General features: G+C 61.3%; 14 protein-coding genes, 1 tRNA gene and 1 pseudogene. 11 read left to right on the top strand and 5 right to left on the bottom strand.

Annotated features, from left to right (window positions below; genetic code table 11):
• Positions 1–43: 43 nt before the first annotated feature.
• Positions 44–1,813 carry an FHA domain-containing protein gene (locus K8U03_16560; GenBank protein MCE9606505.1) on the bottom strand — a complete coding sequence of 590 codons (1,770 nt, stop codon included), beginning with the start codon at positions 1,811–1,813 and terminating at the stop codon, positions 44–46.
• Between the two features lie 466 nt (positions 1,814–2,279).
• Between K8U03_16560 and K8U03_16555 the strand changes: the two genes are divergently transcribed.
• The 3 genes from K8U03_16555 to K8U03_16545 all read left to right on the top strand — a co-directional run bounded on the left by K8U03_16555 (position 2,280) and on the right by K8U03_16545 (position 8,497).
• Positions 2,280–4,835 carry a DUF1549 and DUF1553 domain-containing protein gene (locus K8U03_16555; protein ID MCE9606504.1) on the top strand — a complete coding sequence of 852 codons (2,556 nt, stop codon included), beginning with the start codon at positions 2,280–2,282 and terminating at the stop codon, positions 4,833–4,835.
• Positions 4,836–4,919: 84 nt separating this feature from the next.
• Complete coding sequence (locus K8U03_16550; protein ID MCE9606503.1) at positions 4,920–6,251, top strand: DUF1501 domain-containing protein; 1,332 nt, start codon at positions 4,920–4,922, stop codon at positions 6,249–6,251.
• 68 nt (positions 6,252–6,319) lie between these two features.
• Positions 6,320–8,497: a hypothetical protein gene (locus K8U03_16545; GenBank protein MCE9606502.1), complete on the top strand. Its 2,178-nt coding sequence runs from the start codon at positions 6,320–6,322 to the stop codon at positions 8,495–8,497.
• Positions 8,498–8,635: 138 nt separating this feature from the next.
• Here K8U03_16545 and K8U03_16540 read toward each other — a convergent pair whose 3' ends face one another.
• Positions 8,636–8,830, bottom strand: a complete 195-nt coding sequence (locus tag K8U03_16540) for a hypothetical protein (protein ID MCE9606501.1) — start codon at positions 8,828–8,830, stop codon at positions 8,636–8,638.
• A gap of 159 nt (positions 8,831–8,989) precedes the next feature.
• Here K8U03_16540 and K8U03_16535 point away from each other — a divergent pair.
• The 4 genes from K8U03_16535 to K8U03_16520 all read left to right on the top strand — a co-directional run bounded on the left by K8U03_16535 (position 8,990) and on the right by K8U03_16520 (position 14,267).
• Positions 8,990–9,062: transfer RNA gene (locus K8U03_16535), tRNA-Phe, on the top strand.
• An 88-nt stretch (positions 9,063–9,150) separates the two neighbouring features.
• Entirely contained in the window at positions 9,151–10,275 is a 1,125-nt protein-coding gene (locus K8U03_16530) for a hypothetical protein (GenBank protein MCE9606500.1), read from the top strand.
• Positions 10,276–10,369: 94 nt separating this feature from the next.
• Positions 10,370–11,911: an adenylyltransferase/cytidyltransferase family protein gene (locus K8U03_16525; protein ID MCE9606499.1), complete on the top strand. Its 1,542-nt coding sequence runs from the start codon at positions 10,370–10,372 to the stop codon at positions 11,909–11,911.
• A gap of 115 nt (positions 11,912–12,026) precedes the next feature.
• Complete coding sequence (locus K8U03_16520) at positions 12,027–14,267, top strand: hypothetical protein (GenBank protein MCE9606498.1); 2,241 nt, start codon at positions 12,027–12,029, stop codon at positions 14,265–14,267.
• A gap of 350 nt (positions 14,268–14,617) precedes the next feature.
• On the opposite strand, the pseudogene K8U03_16515 reads toward K8U03_16520, so the two are convergent.
• A pseudogene (locus K8U03_16515) lies at positions 14,618–15,037 on the bottom strand (PEGA domain-containing protein).
• A 283-nt stretch (positions 15,038–15,320) separates the two neighbouring features.
• On the opposite strand from K8U03_16515, the gene K8U03_16510 reads away from it, so the two are divergent.
• Positions 15,321–16,616 carry a protein phosphatase 2C domain-containing protein gene (locus tag K8U03_16510; GenBank protein MCE9606497.1) on the top strand — a complete coding sequence of 432 codons (1,296 nt, stop codon included), beginning with the start codon at positions 15,321–15,323 and terminating at the stop codon, positions 16,614–16,616.
• Between the two features lie 22 nt (positions 16,617–16,638).
• Here the strand turns inward: K8U03_16510 and K8U03_16505 are convergent, their stop codons facing one another.
• The gene (locus K8U03_16505) at positions 16,639–17,928 is read right to left on the bottom strand and encodes a tyrosine-protein phosphatase (GenBank protein MCE9606496.1); all 1,290 of its coding nucleotides are present in this window, start codon (positions 17,926–17,928) and stop codon (positions 16,639–16,641) included.
• Positions 17,929–18,376: 448 nt separating this feature from the next.
• On the opposite strand from K8U03_16505, the gene K8U03_16500 reads away from it, so the two are divergent.
• Both K8U03_16500 and K8U03_16495 read left to right on the top strand, forming a co-directional pair.
• A complete protein-coding gene (locus K8U03_16500) occupies positions 18,377–19,993 on the top strand; it encodes a HAMP domain-containing histidine kinase (protein ID MCE9606495.1) in 1,617 nt (538 codons plus the stop codon).
• A 4-nt stretch (positions 19,994–19,997) separates the two neighbouring features.
• The gene (locus K8U03_16495; GenBank protein ID MCE9606494.1) at positions 19,998–21,461 is read left to right on the top strand and encodes a sigma-54 dependent transcriptional regulator; all 1,464 of its coding nucleotides are present in this window, start codon (positions 19,998–20,000) and stop codon (positions 21,459–21,461) included.
• Positions 21,462–21,534: 73 nt separating this feature from the next.
• On the opposite strand, the gene lexA is transcribed toward K8U03_16495, so the two are convergent.
• Positions 21,535–22,143: a transcriptional repressor LexA gene (lexA, locus tag K8U03_16490; GenBank protein MCE9606493.1), complete on the bottom strand. Its 609-nt coding sequence runs from the start codon at positions 22,141–22,143 to the stop codon at positions 21,535–21,537.
• A gap of 261 nt (positions 22,144–22,404) precedes the next feature.
• Between lexA and K8U03_16485 the strand changes: the two genes are divergently transcribed.
• Positions 22,405–22,935: a hypothetical protein gene (locus tag K8U03_16485; protein MCE9606492.1), complete on the top strand. Its 531-nt coding sequence runs from the start codon at positions 22,405–22,407 to the stop codon at positions 22,933–22,935.
• Positions 22,936–23,214 lie beyond the last annotated feature (279 nt).

Below are 23,214 nucleotides of genomic sequence, written 5' to 3'. Positions count from 1 at the left end.
ATTAGTGATTAGACATTAGTGATTAGACATTAGTGATTAGACATTAGTGATTAGTCATTTCCCCCAGCGGCGGGTCGTCTAAGTTCCTTGTCATGTCGACGAGCACGGCGGGCATTTCCAGGGTGAAGGTCGCCCCTTGGCCGGGTTGGCTGACGAGTGTGATTCGGCCGCCGTGTTCCTTCATGATCTTCATGCTGACGGGAAGCCCGAGCCCTGTGCCGCGGCTTCCTTTCGTGGAGATGAAGAGCGAGAAGATGTGTTCTTGTTCTTCCAGCGGAATGCCCCCGCCGTTGTCTTCGACGCTGACCCAAACGAGCGACTCGCCCGGCTCGAACGCCGTGCGCACGACGACGATGCCCGGCGTCGGCTCGGCCGGTTCGGCGCTCTCGATGTGCGTCGCGTGAATGTCTTCCACGGGGTCGGGCCGGTGCCGCGGGTCGCTCGCGTCGATCGCATTCGAGACGACGTTCAACACTGCGCGGTGCAGCCCTTCGGCGTCGAACGTGAGGTTCGGCATGAACGCGGCCGGTTCGTAATGCAACTGCACGTTCCGTTCTTTTGCGCGCCCTTCCATCAGTTCCACGACTTCGCCGACCACTTTGTTGAAGTCGGCCGGCTGCATCTCCGGCTCACGCTCTTTGCTGAACGTGAGCATGTCCATGACCATGTGCGAGATGCGGTCTTGGTTCTTTTCGACGAACTCCCAACCCTTCGAGACCATTCGCTCGTCGTGGTTCGAAATTCCTTCTTTGATTAGGTAGCTGCCGCTGCGGATCCCTTGCAGAATGTTTTTCACATGATGCGAGAGAGTCGCGATGGCCTGCCCGACGGCCGCCAATCGCTCGGCTTGCACCATCGCCGAATAGTAGCGCGTGTCTTCGACGGCGAGCGCCGCCTGGTAGGCGATCGCAACGAGTAGCCGGAGATGCTCCTCGTTGAACTTCGTTGCGGTCCCCCCTTGGATCACCTGTTGCGGCGTCATTGAGGTGTCGATGTAAATCACGCCGACGAGGCTGTGCCGGCCTTGCATCGGGGCGCAAATGGCTTCCCGAATGCCGGCCTGCAGGATGCTCGCGGCCGAATTCCAGCGCTGATCGCCGGAGGCGTCGCTCGTGAGCACTCCTTCGTTTTTCTCCATGACGTAATCGAGAATCGTCTTCGAGAGGACGATCCGCTCGTCGTCTTGCGACGATTTACGATTCCGCCGCACGCGCGGCTCGAGGCGCTTCGAGTCGGCGTCGAGCAGCATCACGCAGCCCCGATCACACTCGACCCACTCGAAGATCAATTGCATCACGGCATGCAGCAGTTGATCGATGTCGAGCGTGTGGCGGATCGCCATCGTCGTGCGATACATGATGTCGAGGTTGCCGCGCGCCTTCGCCAGCCAAGGGCTCGTCACGGCCGAAGCGTCGGGCGTTTCGAACATGTCGCGCCCTTCCGACTGCGGCATCGTCCGCACGATGCGCGACCGATCGTCGGAACGATGCCGCGCGATCACGTCGATCTTCTTCGCCAACTCGCTCGGCTCGTCGCCGCCGCCGGTAAACAGCAAGAGCGTGCTGCCGAGCAAGAGCTCGTCGCCGGCGGCGAGCACATGCGTGGTGGCTCGCTTGCCGTTGATGAAGGTGCCGTTGGAACTGCGGTTGTCGACGAGCTTATAGCGCCGCCCTTCCCGCGTGATCACGGCATGGCGGCGCGAAATCTCCGTGTCGTGCAACTGGATCGTGTTGCCGACGTCGCGGCCGATCGTCACCTGATCGGCATCCAATTCGAATCGGCAACCCTGATCGTTGCCTCGGACGACGAACATCGACGCCACAAGCAAGCTCCCCCGCCCCGCCGTTGTTCCCTCGAATTTCGCTCACGATCGGCAACTGTCCGTAGCCCGAAAGCCGGCAGCCTTCGGCCCCACCCGGGTCGCCGTCGCTTGAATCTTACGAATCGGGATCGATTAATGATAGTATCGGTCGTCGCAAACCGTTTGCCTTCAATGGATTGGCAAAGTTCCAGGCCGCGCTGAAGGCCCCCTCTTCCGAGATGGAGCGCAAAGTCAATTCACTTTCGACACAAACATCATCCGGCAAAGCACTTGCAACTATTTACGCAGCCCGCATATACTGCCTTTCGGAGAATCGATTGCCGCGAGCCTCGCTTGGTGTGTCGATAACCCTAATACGACGACCTCGGCTTCCCGTGCCGTGTCGTTCCCGCCGGCTAGTAATTGCTGCTGCCCGATCTGCCCGCCTTGCCTCCCCCCTGCCCTTCGAGAGAAGCCGATGCCGACTCCGTCGAGCCATTGCATCCGTTCGCGTTCCGTCTCGGTAGCGTTGATTCTCGTTAGCATCGTCGGAGTTTCCACGGCTTCTTCATCGGTGTTCGCTGCCGCTCCGGCTTCGGTCGTGCCGGCCCGCAGCATGACCTCGGATGCAGGCTCAGCGGCGCAGGTCGTTCGCTTGAGCGTCGCTCCGGCCGAAGTCGTATTGGTCGATCGAGACGATTCGGCGCAACTGATCGTCACGGCCGAACTGGCCGATGGTTCGCTCCGCGACGTGACCGCCGAAGCCAAGGTCGTCATGAGCAAGGCCGGCGTCGTGCTCGTCGCCGATGCGCGCGTGTTGCCGGTCGCCGATGGTGCCGGCACGCTCGTCGTCCATTGGCAGCAGACCGGCGGCGCCGCGAAGGGAGTCGAGGCTCAGGTGCCGTTTACGGTTGCCGGCCTCGCCGACGAACGCCGGCTGAACATGAACAACGACATCGTTCCGATCTTGAGCAAACACGGCTGCAATAGCGGCGGCTGCCATGGCAAGGCGAGCGGACAAAACGGCTTTCGCCTGTCGTTGTTCGGCTTCGATGCCGCTTACGATTTCGAAGCGCTCGTGAAACAAGATCGCGGCCGCCGACTATCGCCGGCCGCTCCCGATCGTTCGCTCTTGCTCCTCAAATCGACCGGCCGGCTTCCGCACGGCGGCGGCAAGCGGATCGAAGAAGGTTCGGCCGAGTACCGGCTATTGCGACGCTGGATCGTGCAAGGGATGCCGTGGGGCGAGAAAGACGACCCGCGCGTCGAAGCGATCGCGGTCGAGCCGGCTTCGCGCAAGCTCACCGCCGACGGCAAACAACAGATCCGTGTCGTCGCCACCTATAGCGACGGCAAGCGGCGCGATGTGACGCGCGAAGCCGAATACAAAAGCCAACAGCCCGACATCATCGACGTCGACGTTCGCGGCACGATTCGCACGCTCGGCACGACCGGCGAAGGGGCCGTGATGGTCCGCTATATGGGCCTTGTCGACGTGGCCCGCGTCACCGTGCCGTTCGGCAACGATCTGCCGGCCGATGCCTATGCTGCGTTTCAACCGGTAAACTTTGTCGACAAGCTGACGCTCGAAAAATGGAAGCTGCTCGGCATCGCTCCGAGTCCGGGTATCGACGACGAGACGTTTCTCCGTCGCGCGCATGTCGACCTGATCGGCACGTTGCCGGAGCCGAGCGAGATCGCGGCGTTTCTCGCCGACTCTTCCCCCGACAAACGGGCTCGTACCATCGAAGCGCTCTTCGAGCGCGGCGAGTATGCCGAGTTCTGGTCGCAGAAGTGGGGCGAGTTGTTGCGCAACAAACGTCGCAACGGCGACCAAGCGAAGCGCGGTACGTTTGCTTTCGCCGCTTGGCTGCGCAACGCCTTTGCCCAGAATATGCCGTACGATCAGCTGGTGCGCTCGGTGCTCACGGCGCAAGGCAACGTGTCGGACAATCCGCCCGTGATTTGGTATCGCGAAGTTCGCAACATCACGCACCAAGTCAACGACACGGCGCAACTCTTCCTCGGCACGCGCATCAACTGTGCGAATTGCCATCACCATCCGTACGAGCGTTGGAGCCAAGACGACTATTGGAGCTTCGCCGCTTACTTCGGTCGGCTCGGGCGGAAGCCGGGAGAAGTCTCCGGCGAAGATTCGATCTTCGTCCGCAAAGACGGCGGCGTCAGCAACCCGATGACGAACAAGGCGATGAAGCCGCGCGGCCTCGGCGGCGAGGAGTCGGAGTATGTCCGCGGCGAAGACCCGCGCGGCAAGCTCGTCGATTGGATGACGGAGCGCGACAATCCGTTCTTCGCCAAGGCGATGGTCAACCGCGTGTGGGGCCACTTCATGGGGATCGGCCTCGTCGATCCGGTCGACGACATGCGCGTGACCAATCCGCCGAGCAATCCCGCTCTGATGGACGCGCTGGCGCGCGACTTCGTCGAGCATAACTACGATATCCGGCATTTGATTCGCACGATCATGAACTCGCGGACCTATCAGCTGAGCTCCGAGCCGAGCCAGTGGAACGAGAAAGATCGGCAGAACTACGCTCGTTACTATGCCCGCCGCTTGCCGGCGGAAGTGTTGCTCGATGCGGTCGGCAAGGTCACCGATCGGCCCGAACGCTTCGGCGGCTTGCCGCAAGGAACGCGCGCGATCGGGCTACCGGACGAAGGCTCGAACAGCTATTTCCTCGAAATCTTCGGCCGCTCGATTCGCGAGACGCCGTGCGAATGCGGACGAAGCTACGAGCCGAGCTTGTCGCAACTCTTGCACTTAATGAACTCGCAGGAAACGCAAAACAAAATCGGCGACTCCAAAGGGCGCGTCGGCATGCATGTCGCCTCGAAGAAGTCCGACGACCAGTTCATCGTCGAGTTGTATTTGCGGGCGTTCGGACGCAGCCCTCGCGCCGACGAAATGGCGACCGCGCAAAACTACATCAAGACCGAGCCGGATCGGAAGTCGGCTCTCGAAGACATCGTTTGGTCCCTGCTGTGCAGCAAAGAATTCATGTTCAACCGCTAACGTATTTTTGCCGGCCGTGAAGTTCGGCTTCTTCGGCCCTACGCTTCGAAACTCAAGCTTCGCTTTAGATTTAAGGATCACGACATGCTCAACATCAGCACCGGCGGCCATCGTACTTGCGACGGCTTTTCTCGCCGCGACGTTCTCCGCGCCGGCACGCTCGCGCTCGGCGGGCTCACGCTGGCCGATGCGCTGCGCGGCTCGGCCCGGGCGAAGCAAGCCGGCGGCTCCGCGGCCAAGGCGGCCGATATGAACGTGATCCTGTTCTGGCAAGGGGGCGGCCCGAGCCATCTCGACATGTGGGACCTCAAGCCGAAAGCGCCGGCCGAGTTTCGCGGCACCTTCAACCCGATCGCCTCGAACCTGCCGGGCCTCGACGTCTGCGAGCACATGCCGCGCATCGCTACGATCTGCGACAAGCTTTGCGTGCTCCGTTCGGTCACGCATCCTGATTCCGGCCACGAATCGGCTACGCATACGCTCCTTACCGGCTACAAGCCGACGAACGACATTCCTTCGAACGAAGTGCCGAGCTACGGCAGCATCGTCGCGCATGAAATGGGTGCCAGAAAGCCCGGCTTTCCGGCTTATGTCGCCGTGCCGCGAGCTCCGAAGAGCTCCGCCGCCGCGTATCTCGGCGTCGCCTACAATCCGTTCGAGGTCCTCGGCGATCCGTCGCAGGCCAACTTCAACGTCCGCGATCTCAAGCTGCCGGGCCAGATCGATGCCCGCCGCTTAGACAGCCGCCGTTCGTTGCTGACGAAAGTCGATACAGTTCGCCGCGATATCGATCGCGCGGGCCTGGTGAAAGGGCTCGATCAATTCTCCGAGCAAGCCTTCGACTTGGTCACGTCGAGCGCCGTGCGCGAAGGGTTCGACTTGAGCCGCGAAGACGACAAGCTTCGCGATCGCTACGGCCGACACACTTGGGGCCAAAGCACATTGCTCGCCCGCCGCTTGATCGAGCGTGGTGTGCGTTTCACCACGGTCGACATGGGGGGCTGGGACACGCACGCCAACAACTTCGAAGGTTTGAAGGATAAGCTGCCGCGCTTCGATCAATGCTTCTCGACCCTTATCGAAGACCTCGCCGACCGCGGCCTATTGGAAACGACGATGGTTCTCGTCTGGGGCGAGTTCGGGCGGACGCCACGCATCAACTCGAGTGCCGGTCGCGACCATTGGTCGAACGTCTTCTCGGTCATAATGGCCGGCGGCGGCTTGAAGCAAGGGCTCGTCCTCGGTTCGAGCGATGCTCGCGCCGAGTTCCCCGCCTCGCGTCCCGTCTCGCCGCAAGATGTGCTGGCGACGATGTACTCGCGGCTCGGCATCGACCGCTCGAAGTCGTTCGTCAATGACGCCAATCGGCCGGTCGAGATCCTGAACTACGGCGAGCCGATTCCCGAAATCATGTAGTCGTCGCGGCGCATTACGTCAGTCGTCGTTCCGTTTCGTTCCGACCTTCGAGTTCGGTCGTCATCGCTATGTCGCTCCGCCCCTTCGTCGCCGTCTGGTTGTGTCTTTCTTTCGTCGCGATTGCCTCGGCGCAGTTGCCGATGCCGAAGTTGCGCTCCGTCTATCCGCCGGGGGCAAGGCAAGGAACGTCGGTCGAAGCGGTCGTCGAAGGAGACGGCCTCGATGAACCGTCGCGGCTCTACTTCAGCCATCCCGGCTTGAAGAGCGAAAAGCTCGAGCCGCAAAAGAACGAGAAGGGCCGCTTCCGCGTCAGCGTAGCGAAAGACGTCGCTCCCGGATATTACGATGTCCGCGTCGTCGGCAAGCTCGGCGTGTCGAACCCGCGCACGTTCGTCGTCGGCGATCGCGCGGAGTCGCTCGAAGTCGAGCCGAACGACGAGTCGGCCGTAGCGCAGCGCGTGCCCTTGGAGAGCGTCGTCAACGGCCAGATGCAGAAGTCGGAAGATGTCGATTGGTTCGTGTTCCCGGGCAAGAAGGGGCAACGGGTTTTCGTCGAATGCACGGCTTGGCGGATCGACTCGAAGTTCGACGGCTATCTGTTTTTGCATGGGCCCGACGGTCGCGAATTGGCGGCGAGCCAAGACGAAAGTATCCGTGATCAGATGCGCGATCCGTTTATCGACGTCGTGCTGCCGGCCGACGGTGACTACGCGCTGAAGCTCGTCGACTTCATGTACGCCGGCGGCAGCGACTACTACTACCGCCTCTCGATCGGCACGGCTCCGTATCTCGACTTCATCGCTCCGAGCGGCCTCCGGCCGGGCGAGAAGCGGAAGATCACGCTCTACGGTCGCGGCCTTCCCGGCGGCAAGCCGGCGGGAATCGAAGTGAACGGCAAGCCGTTGGAGTCGGTGGTTGTCGAAGTCGCCGCGCCGCGCGATCCGGCCGAGGTCGATGCCTTAAAGACCGCCGATCTGATTCGTCCGCAAGCGTCGCAAATCTCGGGCTTCGAGATTCATGCCCCCGGGCCGACCGGTATCTCGAACCCGAAGCTCGTCGTGTTCAGCGAAGCCGAAGAGACGCTCGAACAAGAACCGAACGACGACGCCGAACATGCCCAACGTCTGACGCTGCCGGCCGCCGTGAGCGGGCAGTTCCTCACGAACGATCTCGACTTCTATGCGTTCGCTGCGCAAAAGGGAAAGAAGTACGCGATCGAAGTGATCTCGCAACGCCTCGGCTCGCCAGCCGATCCCGATCTTGAAATTCTCAATGAAAAGGGAGACTTGGTGCAAGCCTTGGCCGACGACAACCAGAACATCGGCCAGATCCGCTTCTACACGAACGGTCGCGACATTCGCGGACTCTTTACGGCTACGAAAGACGGCGAGTTCAAGTTACGGCTCGAGCATCTTTACCGCGCCGTGCAAGGCGGGCCGCAGTACACGTATCGCCTCGTGGTCCGCGCCGATCCGGTGCCCGACTTCGCTCTCGTTTGCCAGCCGCCGCATGAAGTACATCGCGATTCGCATCTCGTGCTTCAAGGCGGACGGGCTCGGGTCGACATTCTCGCTTGGCGCCTCGACGGTCACGTCGGGCCGATCGACGTCGAAGTGCTAGGGCTACCGAAGGGAGTTACCGCCGACCCGATCGTGCTGGGGCCGGGCGTGAATTGGGGAACGCTCGTGCTCACGGCCGCGGCCGATGCCGAGCTCACGGAATCCGACATCCGGATCGTCGGTCGGAGCGAGGTCGAAGGCGTGAAGCGCGAACATGCGGCTCGGGGCGGGGTCGTCGTCTGGGACACGGTGAACACGCCGGCGATCAGTCGGCAGACGCAATCGATCGTGCTGGCGGTGCGCGAAGGTGCGCCGTTCGAGTTGAAAGCGACCGTTGCCGGCGCCACGCTCGAGGTCGGCAAGCCGATCGAGCTGACGGTCGACGTCCGCCGACACGGCACTATGAAGAACGCGGTTCAACTCGTCGGGGCAGGCTATCAGCTTCCGCCCCGCATGGAGATTCCGACGACGAACATTGCGCCGGACAAATCGCAGGCGAAGGTTTCCATCGATACCGCGAAGATGGCACCCGGAACGTACAGCTTCCTCATCAACGGCGACGCGCAAGTCCCCGTTGCACAGCCGACCGGCCCGGCGAAAAACGTCCGGTGCGTCTACCCGTCGAACACGGTGACGGTGACCATAACGCCGTCGACCGCGGTGGTGGATCCGGCGAAGAAGAAGTAAGCGGAAGACTTCAAGCTATCCCGGAGACCGTGCTTCGCTTGCGGTTTCGCGCGCAAAAAAAGCCTGCCGATGGTTTCCACCGGCAGGCTTCTTGTGTTCGATGACTCTTGTTCGATATTCAAGCCGAGAGCACGAAGCTTAGCGCTTCTTCTCATCGAGCCCGAGGTTTGCCAGAATAAACTCGGCACCGGTGGTCATGCGGCGGATCTTGTCGGCGAGCACGACCTTCTCGGAAGCGGAAGCCTTCTTCAACTTGCGCTTGATGACGAGCATCTTCTTCTTCTGATTGCGACGTCGCTTGATTTCCTGTTTCCGATCGCTGATTCCACCCACGGTTGCGCCACTCCGGCTAACGATTCAAGACATCCCAGGCCGCGCGACGTTCGGCGGCGAAACCACATTTTTACCACTTTCGTCCGCCGCGGTCAACGCGGTCGGGCAGGTCCGATTGACAACGATTCGGACGCAACTTACTATGTCCCGTCTACTTCGGGTCAGTTAGCTCAGTTGGTAGAGCAATGGACTGAAAATCCATGTGTCCCCGGTTCGAGCCCGGGACTGACCACTCGCAAAAGCCGCGGCCTGCACTGTGGGCCCCGGCTTTTTTCGTTGCGCCGTGTCGACGTTAAAATCGGATTCGCCAAGAAAAAGTCATGCAGTTCCTTCGTGAATTGACGGTAGGGCAACGTCGCTTGTTCTTCGTCGGCGCGATCGTGCTCGCGGTGCTCGTCGCGTTCACTGCGTACAAGCGGTCGTACAAGTTCGGCGACTTCGACGTGCAGCGTCAGTTCGGCATCCATCTGCTGCTGGGCAAGCCGATCTATCAAGATCGGCTGTGCTACAACTACATGCCGATCGCGGCCCTCTATGCCGCGCCGCTGGCCCCCTTTCCCGCCCCCCTCGGCTCGGTCTTACGCAGCCTGACCGGCCTGGCCTGCTTGATCTATGCGTTGCGCACGCTGCAACGCATGTCGCCCGGCACCGCTTCTAGAACGACGAGCGATCTGTTTACTTCCGCGGCGATGGCGATCATCTTCGCCGGGCACTACATCATGCGCTTTCGCGCCGCGATCTATTCGACGATCGCCACGGTTGGTTGGATCGCCTTACCGGCGGCCTACATGGGCCCGAGCACTTGGTATGCGGCGCAGTCGGAATGGAATCTCGTGGCGATCCGGGCTCTGAGCGGCCCGCCCGACGACAACGAGCAACGAATCCAAAATCAATCGTTGAAGCCGGCGTTGTTGCGATTGCTGACGGCCTATCCCAACGGGCATATCCTAAAGGTCGACCACCCGCTCGATTTCCCCTTGCTCGATCTCCCGCCGCGCACGGCCAAGCTCGTTGCCGCAGCGGGGCTGGCCGGCTTGCTGGCGGCGTTCGGCTATTGGTCGCGCAAGCCCTATCGCGCCGGCTACGATCCGGCGCGGCTCCCGGAATTCGCGGCGCTCCTGATCTTGATGACCCTCTATTCTCCGGCGACGTGGCTACAGCATCTCACTTGGGTCGTCCCGGCAGTATGGCTCATCGCCGAGTCGTATCGCGTCCCTCCGCCGTGGTGCAAAGCTGCGAAATTCAGCTTGGGCCTCTTTCTCTTGATCTCGCTCGGGCTGAATCGCGAGTTGCTCGGCCGCGACCTGTACTACGTGCTCCTCAGTTGGCATCTGCATACCCTTTGCCAATTGCTGCTGCTCGGGTTGCTGGTGTATGTGCGAAGCCGCGCGGAAGCCGCCGCCGAAACGGAAGGCTTGCCGGCGCGTTCGGGCAGCCCGGCGTGATGCCTGTTCGCGCTCGAGGGGTTGCGGATATATTGGAAATCGCCGGCCGACGGCATTCCTTTCCGGTTCGAATTCCTCTCTCGCGGCAGTCGTTATGTCCGTAGCCGAATCGACGAACCTCTCGAAGATCCGGACGCTCGCCGAATTGGCCGAGCTCACGACCGCGCTCCGCGCGCAGGGGAAGCAAGTCGTGCATTGCCACGGCGTGTTCGATCTGCTGCACGTCGGGCATTTGCGCCACTTCGAAGCGGCGCGTCGTTTCGGCGACGTCCTGATCGTCACGCTCACGCCCGATCGCTGGGTGAACAAGGGCCCGCTCCGCCCCGCCTTCGACGAGCAATTGCGTTTGGAAATGCTCTCAGGCCTGAACTGCGTCGACTATGTCGCGCTAAACGAATGGCCGACCGCCGTGGAAACGCTGCGGCTCGTGAAGCCGGACGTATTCGTGAAGGGGTCGGAGTTCACCGACCGTGCGAAAGACCTAACCGGCGCGATCGCCGAAGAAGAAGCGGCCGTCCGCTCGATCGGCGGTCGGCTCGAGTTTACCGACGACGTGACGTTCAGCTCTTCGCATCTGATCAATCGCTATCTGCCGCAGATCTCGAAAGAGGCGTCGGAGTTCGTCGAGCGCTTTCAAGCGAAGTATACGTTCGACGACGTGGCGGCCTACCTCGAAGGGGCGAAGAAGCTCCGGGTGCTCGTGATCGGCGAGTCGATCATCGATGAATACAACTACTGCGAGGCGCTCGGCAAAAGCGGCAAAGAACCGATCCTCGCGGTCAAGGAGTTGTCGACCGAGCGGTTCGCCGGCGGCGCGCTGGCCGTGGCAAATCATCTCGCGGAGTTCACCGATCAGGTTGGCCTCGCGAGCATGCTCGGCAAGCACGACGGTTGCGAAGCGTTCGTGCGCGAAAAGCTGAACGCGAAAGTCGCGGCTTCGTTTCTCTATATGGCCGGCGCGCCGACGATCGTGAAGAAACGATTCATCGAAAGCTATCCGTTTCAGAAGATGTTCGAAGTGTATCGGATGGGGGAAGATCAAGACGCGGCCGCCAACTCCGAGCGGCTCTTCTCGATGTTGCGCGACACCCTGCCGCGCTACGATCTCGTCGTCGTCTCCGACTACGGCCACGGGATGCTCGACGAGCGGACGGTCGAGCTCCTCTCGCGCGAAGCGAAGTGCTTGGCCCTGCATGCGCAAGCCAATGCCGGAAACTTCGGCTTCAATACCGTGGCGAAGTACCCTCGCGCCGATTTTATTTGCGTCTCCGAGAAGGAAATTCGGCTGGAAGCCCGTCAACGGCAGAAGGATCTCTATCGGATCGTCGAACAAGCGGCCGAGAAGCTCGGGGCCCGGCGGGCCCTGATCACGCGCGGCCGGCAAGGGGTTTTGTGCTGGGGCAGAGACGAAGGCTTCTCGATCGCTCCCGCGTTGGCCGGCCACTTCAACGACCGCCTGAGCGCCGGAGATGCCGTTCTCGCGGTCTCATCGTTGTGCGTGCCGCAGGGAGCGCCGGCCGAGATGATGGGGCTGATTTGCAACGCCGTCGGAGCGATGGCGGTCGAAACGGTCGGCAATCGGGCCCCGATCGAGCGAACTCCCCTGCTCCGTTTTCTCTGTTCGCTGTTCAAGTGACTTCGATCTTGAAGTAAGATCAGCGGCCGGTGCGAAGCACCCTCGACGAAGAAAACGGCCGTGCCGCCGCGGCACGACACGGATGAAGTCTTAGCGAACCCGACGAAGGAACGTCATGCCCGAAGAAGTCATGCCCGAAGAAGTCAGTCGCGCGCAGATTCTCCCGCCGAAAGCTTGGCCCCTGTGGTCGGGCGTGGCCGGGCTCATTGTGTTGCATCTCGTTTTGGCGAACGGCGCCGCTTGGAATAAATGCGCCACCTTCGATGAAGGGAGCCACATCGCCAACGCCTATAGCATCGCGGCGACCGGCGACTACCGGATGTTTCCAGTCGCCATCGCACAGCAGCGCTGGATGACCCTGCCGCTGGTGCTGCAAGGGGTTCCGGCCCCGGCGACCGATCAGGCTACTTGGTGGTATTCCGACAACTGGGGCTACGCGCGCCAACTGCTGTACGAAATGGGAAACGACGGGACGTCGATCCTGCGCTGGACCCGCTGGATGACTTCGCTCCTAAGCGCCGCGTTGGCGCTGATCGTCTTCTGTTGGTCGCGCAAGCTCTTCGGCACTGCCGGCGGCTTCGTCTCCCTCTTGCTCTACGTTTTGAATCCGGTCACCCTCTCCAACGGCGCCCTCGCGACGCTCGACATGAGCGCCGCCCTCGCCTTCACCGGGGCGATGGGGACGCTGTGGCGCGTGTTGCAGCGCCTGACCTACGGCCGCCTCGCGCTGAGCAGCCTTGTCTGGGGCTTGGCGTTTTGCGCGAAGTTTTCGGCATTGCTGCTGATTCCGATGGGGCTTGTGTTGGTCGCCGCGCGCATTGCCGATGGTCGCCCCTGGGACGTCCAACTCGGCAAGCCGCGTGTTGTGACGACCCGCTTGCGCATCTTCGCCCTGAGCGGGCTCGTCATGCTTGCGCACATCGTCGGCGTCTGGTTGACCATTTGGGCTTTGTTCGGGTTTCAATTCCAGACGTTTCGCGACTACCCGAACGACCTCAAGCAGATTTACACCGGCACGTTCGAGCAAGTGGCGGAGCAGGCCGTGCGGTACACGGGGCTGCTCAACTTTGCTCGCAGTTATCATTTGTTCCCGGAAGGGTATCTCTATTGCTTCGCGGAAACGATGCGCACGACGGTCGGCCGGGCTTCGTATCTCGACGGCTGGTTCGGCATCTTCGGCTTTCGCAGCTTCTTTCCGCTCGCCTTCTTTTATAAGACTCCGCTCGCGGTCTTCGGCTTGTTCTTGCTCGGGGTCGCCGCGCATGCCGCGCGGCGTTTGCATCAGATGCGGGTCGAGAAACGACGCGCAGGTTCGTTGCTGTGGGAAGGGGCTTATGCCACGCTGCCGCTGGTGGTGCTCATTGTGGTTTACGGCGGTGTTTCGATCTTCAGCGGGATCAACATCGGCATTCGCCACATCCTGCCGATCTTCGCCCCACTCTTCATCCTTAGCGGCTTGGCAGGTGAATGGATTACGGCCGGTGCGCGGCGTTTCGCGGGTCAGAGGAATTCTCCGCTCGCGCAAGCTGCTGCGACGGATGTGGAAGTCGCGCCGCCGGCGGGTTGGCCTTCCTGCCCCGATGGTTTCCTGCGCGCTATGTATGGGGCGGTCTTCGCGATGCTCGGGGTTCTCGTCCTAGAAACCGTGGCGGTGTTTCCGAATTATCTTTCGTATTTCAACGTCGCCTCGGGCGGAACGCAGAACGGCTACAAGCACCTCGTCGATAGCTCGCTCGATTGGGGACAGGATTTGCCGGCGCTCAAGGAGTGGCTGGATCAGGAAGGGCTCATCGGCGGCGAGAACGGGCCGCGCATCTATCTTTCGTATTTCGGCACGACTCCGCCTAGCTCCGTCGGTCTCAAGATGCAGACCTTGACCGAGCATGGTGTGACGCTGCTCCCGGGGTTCTTCGACCGGCAAAGCTTGGAGTCGACATTGCGGCAACCGTTCGAGCCCAGCTTGAGCGACGGCGTGTACTGCATCAGCGCTACGATGTTGCAAACCGTATATCTGCCGCCGTTCAGCGGGCCGTGGCTCGAGAGCTACGAGCAGAATTATCGCAAGATCTTGCCGTATATCGCCGAGTTCGAGCGGAGTGGAGCCGACCCGAAGCGCCGCGCGGCGATTCTGGAAAAGTACGGAGCGCAGTTATTGAAAGTAACCGCCGACTTCGAGCTGCTCCGTCTCGGCCGGCTCTGTGCGTATCTTCGGAACCGTGAGCCCGTGCATATCGTCAACGGCTCGATTCTCGTCTACCGGCTGAGTGCCGATGACCTCAACGGGGCCTTCTCGCAAGACTTGGCCGAGAAGCCGCGCCCTAACCCGACGACGTACGGCGAGCCGGTGCAGTATTAGGCGGCGCTACTAAGCGACTGTGTTAAGCGGCGAAGTTGAGAATCGCGCTCGCGATCTTAAAGCCGCGGAGCGCCCGTCGTTCCTTGCGGCGCGAACGCAGGGGGCGTCGAGTATGCCGGAGCCGGTGCATAGCTGGGAGCCGGAGCCGTGATCGGGGCGCCCGGCATCGCTTGCGGAGCGGTCGTTCCAGCGGGCGGAAGTCCGTAGCCCGGCTGCACGGCATAAGGTTGCGCGACGTACGGCTGTCCAGGAACCGGTTGCCCAGGGATCGCCTGAACGGGAACCTGTTGCGCTGGAACCGGCTGACCGGCAACCGGCTGTGCTGCGGCGAGCGTTGTCGCATTGGTCAGCCGCAGTTCTTCGGCGCGCGACAGAATGGTTTCCGTCGGCACCATGTATTGCGGCTGCATCTGATAGTTGAAATTGCGCTCGTCGCGAATCTCGAACGGCCACACGTTCTCGACCAAGAAGTCGATGCCCGGTAGTTGATACCAGGGAGCGTTCAGCGATTGCTTGACCTTGAGAGTCTCGTAGCCGTCTTTCACGAGGCGCACGTCTCGTTGCCCGTAATAGATGAAATCGGTCGAAACCGGAGTTCGGCCGATCTCGTAGTTGTCGACGTAGACCTGAGCGCCCGGCACGTTGGTGCGGATCGTCATGCGGCGTTGCACGCAACCGCCGGCGCAGAACACCGCAATTGCCGTGGCCGACGACAAAGCGCGGGCCCAGGTCGAATGGGACGAATGCCGAAATGCTGAACGACGGCTCATGCTGCGCGAGCCCGGGGGACGAAAAAACGGAAGCGACGTGACGATCGGGGAGGCGATCGCGGGGGAAATGAGGCGGGAGTATAGGGACGACGGCCGATCGGTTCCAGGTCGATTCGAGCGACCGAGGCGAAGCGGACGGCCTAAGGCTTTTCCTTGGGGTTTCACGTACCACATATAGGAACTAGTTTATTTGCTGGCTATACTGAACCAGCCGGCACGATCGAAATCGCACTTTGAGCTTTACCTACCCTAGATTCCGGCTGTTTCCTCGTCGCACGGCAACATGCAAAATCCCGCCGGATATTGGCAAGACTTCATCGAATATGCGGAACTGACGGACGTCGGTTTGCGCCGCGCCAATAATCAGGACTCGAAGGCCTGCATGTTGGCCGGAACCGAAGTCGATTTCTTTCGACGCGGCCACTTGTTCATGGTGGCCGACGGCATGGGCCGTCACGCGGCCGGGGAACTGGCGAGCAAGATCTCGGTCGACACCGTGCCGCTCGAGTATTTCAAGCAGCCCGACGCGCCGGCCCCCACCTCGCTGAAGTTTGCGCTGGCCGAGGGGAACCGCCGAATCTTCGAACGCGGCTCGAATAATCCCGACTTCAAAGGGATGGGGACCACGACGAGCGTGCTCGTGCTGTTGCCGCAAGGGGCGATGTGCGGGCACGTCGGCGATAGCCGTGTCTATCGCTTGCGCGGCAACCGGCTGGAGCAACTCACGTTCGATCATAGCGTCGTGTGGGAGATGCGCGCCGCGGCGAAGTCGACCGGCACCGAAGTGCCCGACCATATTCCGAAGAACTACATCACGCGTTCGTTGGGGCACGATCCCAACGTCCAGATCGATCTCGAAGGACCGTTTCCGCTGGTGCCGGGCGATACCTTCATGCTGTGTAGCGACGGCTTGAGCGGGCAAGTCGAAGACGATGAAATCGGCGCGCTGCTCGGCTGCCTCACGCCGCAAGAAGCGGTTCAGACGTTCGTCGACTTAGCCAACTTGCGCGGCGGGCCGGATAACATCACGGTCGTCGTCGTGAAGGTGCTCGATCTCTCGCGCGTGAAGAATGCCGTGCCGCCGAAGATGCCGGCTCGCGGTGATGGTTCCGACTCGGTCAGCCCTTTCGTGTGGGCCGGGATAGGAGTCACTGCGCTCTTGGGAGCGATGCTTTCGCTCACCGGAAAAACGATTCCCGGCCTCGCGTCGACGGCGGTCGCCGTGTTGCTCGGACTGTTTGCGTTTGCGAAAGGGACTAGCGGCCGCTCGGTGCGCGCTTGGCGCGGCGGCGAACTAGGGCGCGGCCCGCATACGTCGCTCGTCTGCCCGGTAAACGAAGAGTTTCTCGACAAACTCTCAGCCCTGACGACGCGGTTGCGCGAGACGGCGGTGCAGCAGAAATATCAGATCAATTGGCAGCAATACGACCGGACCTGCGAAACGGCGATCGCTGCGAAGAAGTCGGCGGATCTGCCCGGAGCGGTGCGCCGCTATTGTTACGCGCTCAATTTCTTGATGAACGAGCTGCGCCGACAGCGTACGCAAAAACAGCCCGAGTCGACGATCCTCGACGATTAAGCTCGCCGCCGGTCCTGTTGCTTTACCGGCGCATGCGGGAAAGGTCTTCTTGCTTCGGCCCTTCGCCGACTTGCACCACGTTGCGCCCGGTCGGCGGCAGCAAGGTGGAGAGCTTGTTTTGGTTCTCGTTTTCGTCGAACCATTTCAGCGCGATCTGTCTTCCTTCGGCGGCGACGTGTTGCTCCGACCAACCGCCGGTCGCGAGCGAGTCGGTAATGGCAGCCAAGCGAATCACCGCGGTGTCGCAATAGCGATAGCGCTTGCTCGAAGGACCGATGCGTTGTCGCTGGTCGTCGATCAACGGGCGCAAGAATGCGATCCGGTTCGGCGTGTAGCGATTCGTCGCTCCGCGGGCGAGCGACTCGTAGAATGCCGAAGGGGCCGGGGTGCGCGTCTCGCGCTGAAGCAGTTCGAGGAGATATTGCTGCTCGGCCGGCGTTCCGTAATCGGCGATCAGCGCGGTCGACGACACGACTGCCGCGTCGTCGACTTTCTCCGGCGTGGCTGCCTGTCCGACGAGCGTGCGCTTCGCGAGATCGGTCGCGGCGGCGGCATGCGGATCGCGCGGCGATTCGATGACCCGTTCGGCGAGTGTCGGCGCGAACGGTTGTCCGGCTGCTAGATAACGCCCGAATTCGTGTTTCAGGCGACTGTCGGGCGTGGCCTTCCGGAGGCGACGAACTAAATCGGCATAGTCGACTAGGGCGGGTTCGCCGGCCGACGGACCGAACGCGGCGCTCAAGGCTTGCCACTGTTCGCCGCTCGGGCGTCCGCGGCGGACGTACGTCGTGAGGTTGTGTTCTTGGCAATTGATCGCGCCGCCGAAATTGAAGGAATACATTTCCCGCAGCGTATCTTCGGGCGTCCAGCCGTCGAACTCTAAGCGATACAGCGCCGAGAGGGTTCCGGTTCGATGGCGACCCCCCATGCAATGCACGATGATCGGATGGTTCGTTGGATCGTCGACGAGGCGAAAAAATTCTTCGAACTGCCAAGGCGAGAGCCAAGGCCAACTCTTTTCGGTTCCCATCGGCCATTGCACGTGATGGGCCCCGAGAGCTTCGGTGAATTCCGCTTCCTTACGGCCGTTGGGAGAGCCGGGATCGAGAAATCCGCCGTGCAGCCGGAAGTCGAAAAGTTGCAAGCTCACCACGGTTTTAATGCCGTGATGATGAATCAAATGGCGCATGCCGATTTCCGTCGGCTGCGCCACGCGATAGAAGACCCCTTCGGAGACCGTTTGAAAGCGCTTGAGATGGTAACGCCAAAAGGCTCCGTAGCCCGCAAACGCCATGACCACCAGCAACGGCATGAGGCAGGCGATTCGCCGGCGGCGCCGTTGGCGCGCAAGCTCAACGTTCGCGCTCTCATTTCGCGCAGCGGAGGTTGCGGAGGCGGTCGATTTTCCGAAGGTCATAATGCTCTGAGGAAGCGCGTGATAAGCGAGTAATTCGAAAATGCCGGCGCATGCTGTTTGCCGGCATCGGCCGAGGCGGGCGAACGGTATCACAATCGATCGGGCCTTGCAACGCGACTCGCAGCCGATCGCGACTGCGATCGGCACGCGATGCATATTGGCGGCTGCGTCCGACGCTGCTACACTCCCGCCCTGCCCGCGTGAGCCTCGGCGAAAGCCACGGACTCGTGCGGTGAATGCATTGCCGGCGTGGGTCGTGATGGGTTGGAAATCGTAGCGACATGGAAGTCGCCGCGGTGGAATCGCTACGGCATGTTCGGCCGATGCGACAAGGAGGTCGCCGTTGCTCTACAACTGGACGATTCGCAATAAGCTCTATTTCGTGCTTGCGCTGTTGGTCGTCGTCGTCGGCACCCTCTCGTGGAACGCCATTCACGGACTCTACGCCTACCGCTGCATCGTGCGCAGTCTCTATCGCCGCGTGCCTGAGTTGCCGCTTGCCAACGATTTCAGCAAAGCGGCTGGCGAACTGCGGTTGCTCTGGTATGCCGAGCGTAAAGAAGCCAGCACGCTCCCTAATAAGACCGAGCCGTTTGCCGCTCAAGCGCGCGACGAACGAGCCGCGATGCTCGCTCGCGGCCTCACTCGCAAGGTCGCCGCCTCGCGCGACGTCTTCGAAAAATACCAGGCGCGCATTCACGACGGCCTGACGTACGACTTCGGCCTGCCGATGAACGATAGCCGGCAAGAGCAAGAAAGCACGTACGCCATTCTCAAGACGATGGCCGAGATCGAGCGCTTAAACGATCTCGAGCGCTGGCATTTCGATCCCGACATCGCGTTGCGCATGACCGCCGAGGTCGATCGCTTGCAAATGCTCGCCTCGCGTTTGCCGACGTTTCTGCATGAAAACATCGAAGAGTCCGTCGAGGACGCGCGTGTGCAATATCGCACTCTCATCTTCTTCGCCTGGATCACATCCGCCACGACGGTGCTGTTCACCGCTTGGTTGATCTACCTGTTCTATCGTTGGATTTTCCGGCCGCTTAGGAAACTGATCAGCGGTTCGCGTCGCATCGCGACGGGATATTTCTCTTATCGCATCCGGCTCGAAACGCACGACGAGATGTCGGAATTGGCCCGCAACCTGAACGCGATGACTAATCGTTTCTTGGAGATCAACAACAAGCTCGACGAAGAGGTCGCCGAACGGACGCAGCAAGTGATCCGCGGCGAGCAGTTGGCGAGCGTCGGTTTCCTCGCCGCCGGCGTGGCCCATGAGATCAACAATCCGTTGGCGTCGATCGCCGTCTGCGCGGAGAGCTTGCACGAGCGCGTCACGCCGCTGCTCAACGCCGACGATCCCGACCATAAGATCATCGACACCTATCTCGGCATGATCGAGAAAGAGGCCTTTCGCTGCAAAGGGATCACCGAAAAGCTACTCGACTTTTCGCGCATCGGCGATTCCCAACGGAGCACGACCGACATTCGCGCCTTGATTCAAGACGTCGTCGAAATGGTCCGACACGTAGGCCAGTACCACGCGAAACGGATCGAGTTCGCCGCCGGATTACCTGTATATGCGGTTGTCGACGGGCGCGAGATCAAGCAAGTCGTGCTCAATCTCGTAACCAATGCGCTCGATAGCCTCGACGACGACGGCCGTGTGAAGATCGAGATCGGCACGCGGCCCGGCGAGGTCGAAATCGTGTTTACCGACAACGGTTGCGGCATGACGGAAGAGGTCCGCACGCATCTGTTCGAGCCGTTCTTCACGCGCCGCCGCAGCGGCCAAGGAACGGGTCTCGGGCTCTCGATCAGCTATCGGATCGTCGCCGATCATCAAGGAACTATTCTTGCGCACAGCGAAGGGCCCGGCACCGGCTCGCAATTCCGGTTGCGCTTGCCGACCGCACCAACCATGAAGGAGCAGAGCCATCGCCACAAAGCCGCTTAAGAAAATGAAGTTGCTCTTCGCCGACGACGAAGCCCATTTGCAACAGCTCATGAGCTTGGAGCTGCCGCGCCTCGGGCACGAGGTCACGGTGTGTCCCGACGGCCTGACGGCAGTCGCTGCGCTCGAGAAGAACAGCTACGACTGCTTGATTCTCGACCTCGACATGCCGGGCCTGAACGGCATTCAAGTGATCGCGCGGGCCAAGGAACTCGATCCGACGGTCGAAGCGGTCGTGCTCACGGGCAAGTCGACGCTCGATTCCGCGATCGCCGCGGTTCGGCTCGGCGCGTTCGACTATATGACGAAGCCTTTTAAGATGACGGATCTTTCGGCCATGTTGGAGCGAGCCGCGGAGCGCCGCCAATGGCTGAATCAGTTTCGCGCCTTGCGGCGCCGACTCGAACGCGTCGAAGGGAAGACGCAGCTCATCGGCGATTCCGCGTCGATGAACCAAGTCCGGTCGATGGTGAAGCGCGTCGCGCCGACCGAGTCGACGGTGCTGATTCTCGGCGAGACGGGCACCGGCAAGGAGCTCGTGGCCCGCTCGATTCACGAACAAAGCCTGCGGGCGGAGAAGCCGTTCGTGGCGGTCAATTGCGGAGCGCTGCCGGAAAACTTGATCGAAAGCGAGCTCTTCGGACATCGCAAAGGGGCCTTCACCGGGGCCGACGACCACCGGCTCGGGCTCTTCGAAGTCGCCGACGGCGGCACGTTGTTTCTCGATGAAATCGGCGAGTTGCCGAAGTCGATGCAAGCGAAGTTGCTGCGCGTGTTAGAATGCGGCGAAGTGCGGCGCGTGGGTGACAACAATTCGTTCGTCGTCGACGTCCGTATTCTTTGCGCTACGCACCGGCAATTGGAACAGATGGTCGCGGCCGGAGATTTCCGCCAAGACTTATTGTTCCGGATCAACACGTTCGAGGTCACGCTTCCGTCGCTGCGCGAACATGCGGAAGACGTGCCGATGTTGGCTCAGCACTTATTGTCTCGCTTTCGGCCGTTGGCGAAATCGAACGATGTGTTGATCGACGCGGAGACGATGCGCTTGTTGCAGGCGTATGCCTGGCCGGGCAACGTCCGCGAGTTGGCGAACGTCGTCGAGCATGCCGCGATCCTGTGCGACTCCGGCCCGATCGGCGTGAAACATCTGCCGGGCAAATTCAACCGCTCGCCGGCCACGCTCGGCATCGCCCCGGCGACGAAAGCTACGAACACGACTGCTGTCCCGAACACGACGCAGGCCAGCACCGCAGGGATGGTCTCGGGCGGGGGCGTCGTGCCCGGTCCGCATTTCAAGACGAACGCTGCCGGCCCGTCGCTGCGCGAAATCGAAATGGCGGCGATCCACGAAGCGCTCAGTCGGCACTCGGGAAACAAACCGAAAGCGGCGGAAGAACTCGGCATCAGCTTGAAGACGCTCTACAACAAGCTAAGCCAAAACGCCGGCGGGCTCGAACAGGCTGGGTAGGTTTTTGGTGTGCGCGGGGGAAACGGCTTGCGAAATCGCAAGCGAGCGACGGTGCGGTTTGTGCTGTCCTGGCTCAAGACATCTTGCGTACGACGCCGACGCAGATTCCTAGCACGCGGGCATTCTTCACGTAAATCGGCTTCATCGACGAGTTGGCCGGTTCGAGCCGAATTCGGTCGGACTCGGGATACCAGCGTTTGAGAGTCGCTTCGTTTTCGTCGGTCAGCGCGACGACGATCTGCCCTTTCGTCGCCGTCTCTTGCTTGCGGATCACGACGTAATCGCCATCGGCGATCTGGTCTTCGATCATCGAGTCGCCCGAGACTTCGAGGACGAACATGTCGTCGGAGTCGAACAACTCGCCGAAGTCGATGGTTTCGCTCTGCTCGATCGCTTCGTGCAGCATGCCGGCCGCGATGCGCCCTCGGAGGGGAAGGCCCGGCCGCTGCGAGTCGAAGGTCTCGGTGGCAAGCATGATCGCCCGCGACATATTCGGCTCGCGGGTAATGAGCCCCTTCTTCTCTAATGCCTTCAAGTGGCACATCACGCCGTTCGGAGAGCTGATCTTAAAGTGCGTGCCGATCTCACGGACCGTCGGCCCGTAGCCGCGAGCCTTGATCTTGTCGCGGATCAGCTCGTAGACTTCTTTTTGTCGCGGGGTCAGGCTTTCGAGATTCGCCATGATTCGGATCCATCCTTGCAAATTCGGCCGAACGTCGGGCTAAAGGCCGAGATGAGGAACAAAGGGTCGTTAGGAGCAAAAGCCGTGAAAAACAGAGAACGAATAGTCTCTTTCTCGGCTGCCGACTACGATAACTGTAATATACGCACGTACAGAGTCAATAGCGTTTGTACAGTCTAGGGCGAGTTGAAGGCTTTGCCCTATGGGCCCCATGAGTCGCGGGCATGTCGCCGTCGATGCTCAGTGGCGAAGGGAACGGAGATGCCGCGATTCCAAATACGTCTGCGGACGTTGCTGCTGCTCGTGGTCGTCGTGTCGATTCCGGTCGCCTGGTATGGGCACCGGTGGCGCGAAGAGTTTCGACGCAATAGCGTGGTCGCTTATTTGGTCGGCCGAGGGGCGACGGTCAGTTCGTTGCCGTCGCTGAGCGGGCCGACGTTCGGCGTCGTCTTCAACGAAGCGGAACTGCGCACGCACGCCGGCTCGACGGCGCTCCGAAGCGCGCCGAAGTTGACGCTGGAAGATTTCGAGCAGCTGCGGTTGCTGCCCGTCCTGTCTTATTTGACGATCGAAGGAAACCTGCTGACGAACGAGGCACTAGGGGAAATCGGCACGCTCGATCGCTTGCGGCGTCTGCAGATCTCTCACTGCACGCTCGACGACGAACAACTGCAAGTGCTTGCCGGGCTCACGAACTTAAAAACGCTCGATCTCGAAGCGACGCAAGTAACCGACGACGGCGTGGCCCGCCTTTGCGCGAAGCTCCCGGGGTTGGTCGTGAACGACGATTGAAAGTAGCAGGCACGTTCCACGTGCCGTCCGCCACGTGCGTCGTTCGAGCGCGACGCACGATCGCAACACGTTCGGCATCTTTCAATAGCCTCAGATGCATATCTGAGGGCGATCCTTGTTCGTAGCTTAAAGTCAACCGTGGCGGACGGCACGTGGAACGTGCCTGCTACTTTGGCCTAATACTTCGCGTTGAATATCTCTTCGCTTAGTGCGATGTTGAGCCGTGTGAGGAGACGAGACTCCGACCTCCGGTAGGTTTCGACGCGTTGCTGGTCTATG

This window comes from Planctomycetia bacterium (assembly GCA_021413845.1).
In the GTDB taxonomy this organism is placed as follows: Bacteria; Planctomycetota; Planctomycetia; order Pirellulales; family PNKZ01; genus PNKZ01.
The sequence above is the reverse complement of the archived record's forward strand: the minus strand, read 5'-3'. Positions and strand labels throughout refer to the sequence as shown.

What these genes read in the sequence shown, in the direction of transcription:
- K8U03_16545 (MCE9606502.1), top strand. Translation starts at nt 6,320, where the DNA reads ATGTCGCTCCGCCCCTTCGTCGCCGTCTGGTTGTGTCTTTCTTTCGTC.
- K8U03_16555 (MCE9606504.1), top strand. Translation starts at nt 2,280, where the DNA reads ATGCCGACTCCGTCGAGCCATTGCATCCGTTCGCGTTCCGTCTCGGTA.
- K8U03_16530 (MCE9606500.1), top strand. Translation starts at nt 9,151, where the DNA reads ATGCAGTTCCTTCGTGAATTGACGGTAGGGCAACGTCGCTTGTTCTTC.
- K8U03_16520 (MCE9606498.1), top strand. Translation starts at nt 12,027, where the DNA reads ATGCCCGAAGAAGTCATGCCCGAAGAAGTCAGTCGCGCGCAGATTCTC.
- K8U03_16485 (MCE9606492.1), top strand. Translation starts at nt 22,405, where the DNA reads ATGCCGCGATTCCAAATACGTCTGCGGACGTTGCTGCTGCTCGTGGTC.
- K8U03_16560 (MCE9606505.1), bottom strand. Translation starts at nt 1,813, where the DNA reads ATGTTCGTCGTCCGAGGCAACGATCAGGGTTGCCGATTCGAATTGGAT.
- K8U03_16495 (MCE9606494.1), top strand. Translation starts at nt 19,998, where the DNA reads ATGAAGTTGCTCTTCGCCGACGACGAAGCCCATTTGCAACAGCTCATG.
- K8U03_16505 (MCE9606496.1), bottom strand. Translation starts at nt 17,928, where the DNA reads ATGCCGTTGCTGGTGGTCATGGCGTTTGCGGGCTACGGAGCCTTTTGG.
- K8U03_16550 (MCE9606503.1), top strand. Translation starts at nt 4,920, where the DNA reads ATGCTCAACATCAGCACCGGCGGCCATCGTACTTGCGACGGCTTTTCT.
- K8U03_16510 (MCE9606497.1), top strand. Translation starts at nt 15,321, where the DNA reads ATGCAAAATCCCGCCGGATATTGGCAAGACTTCATCGAATATGCGGAA.
- lexA (MCE9606493.1), bottom strand. Translation starts at nt 22,143, where the DNA reads ATGGCGAATCTCGAAAGCCTGACCCCGCGACAAAAAGAAGTCTACGAG.
- K8U03_16525 (MCE9606499.1), top strand. Translation starts at nt 10,370, where the DNA reads ATGTCCGTAGCCGAATCGACGAACCTCTCGAAGATCCGGACGCTCGCC.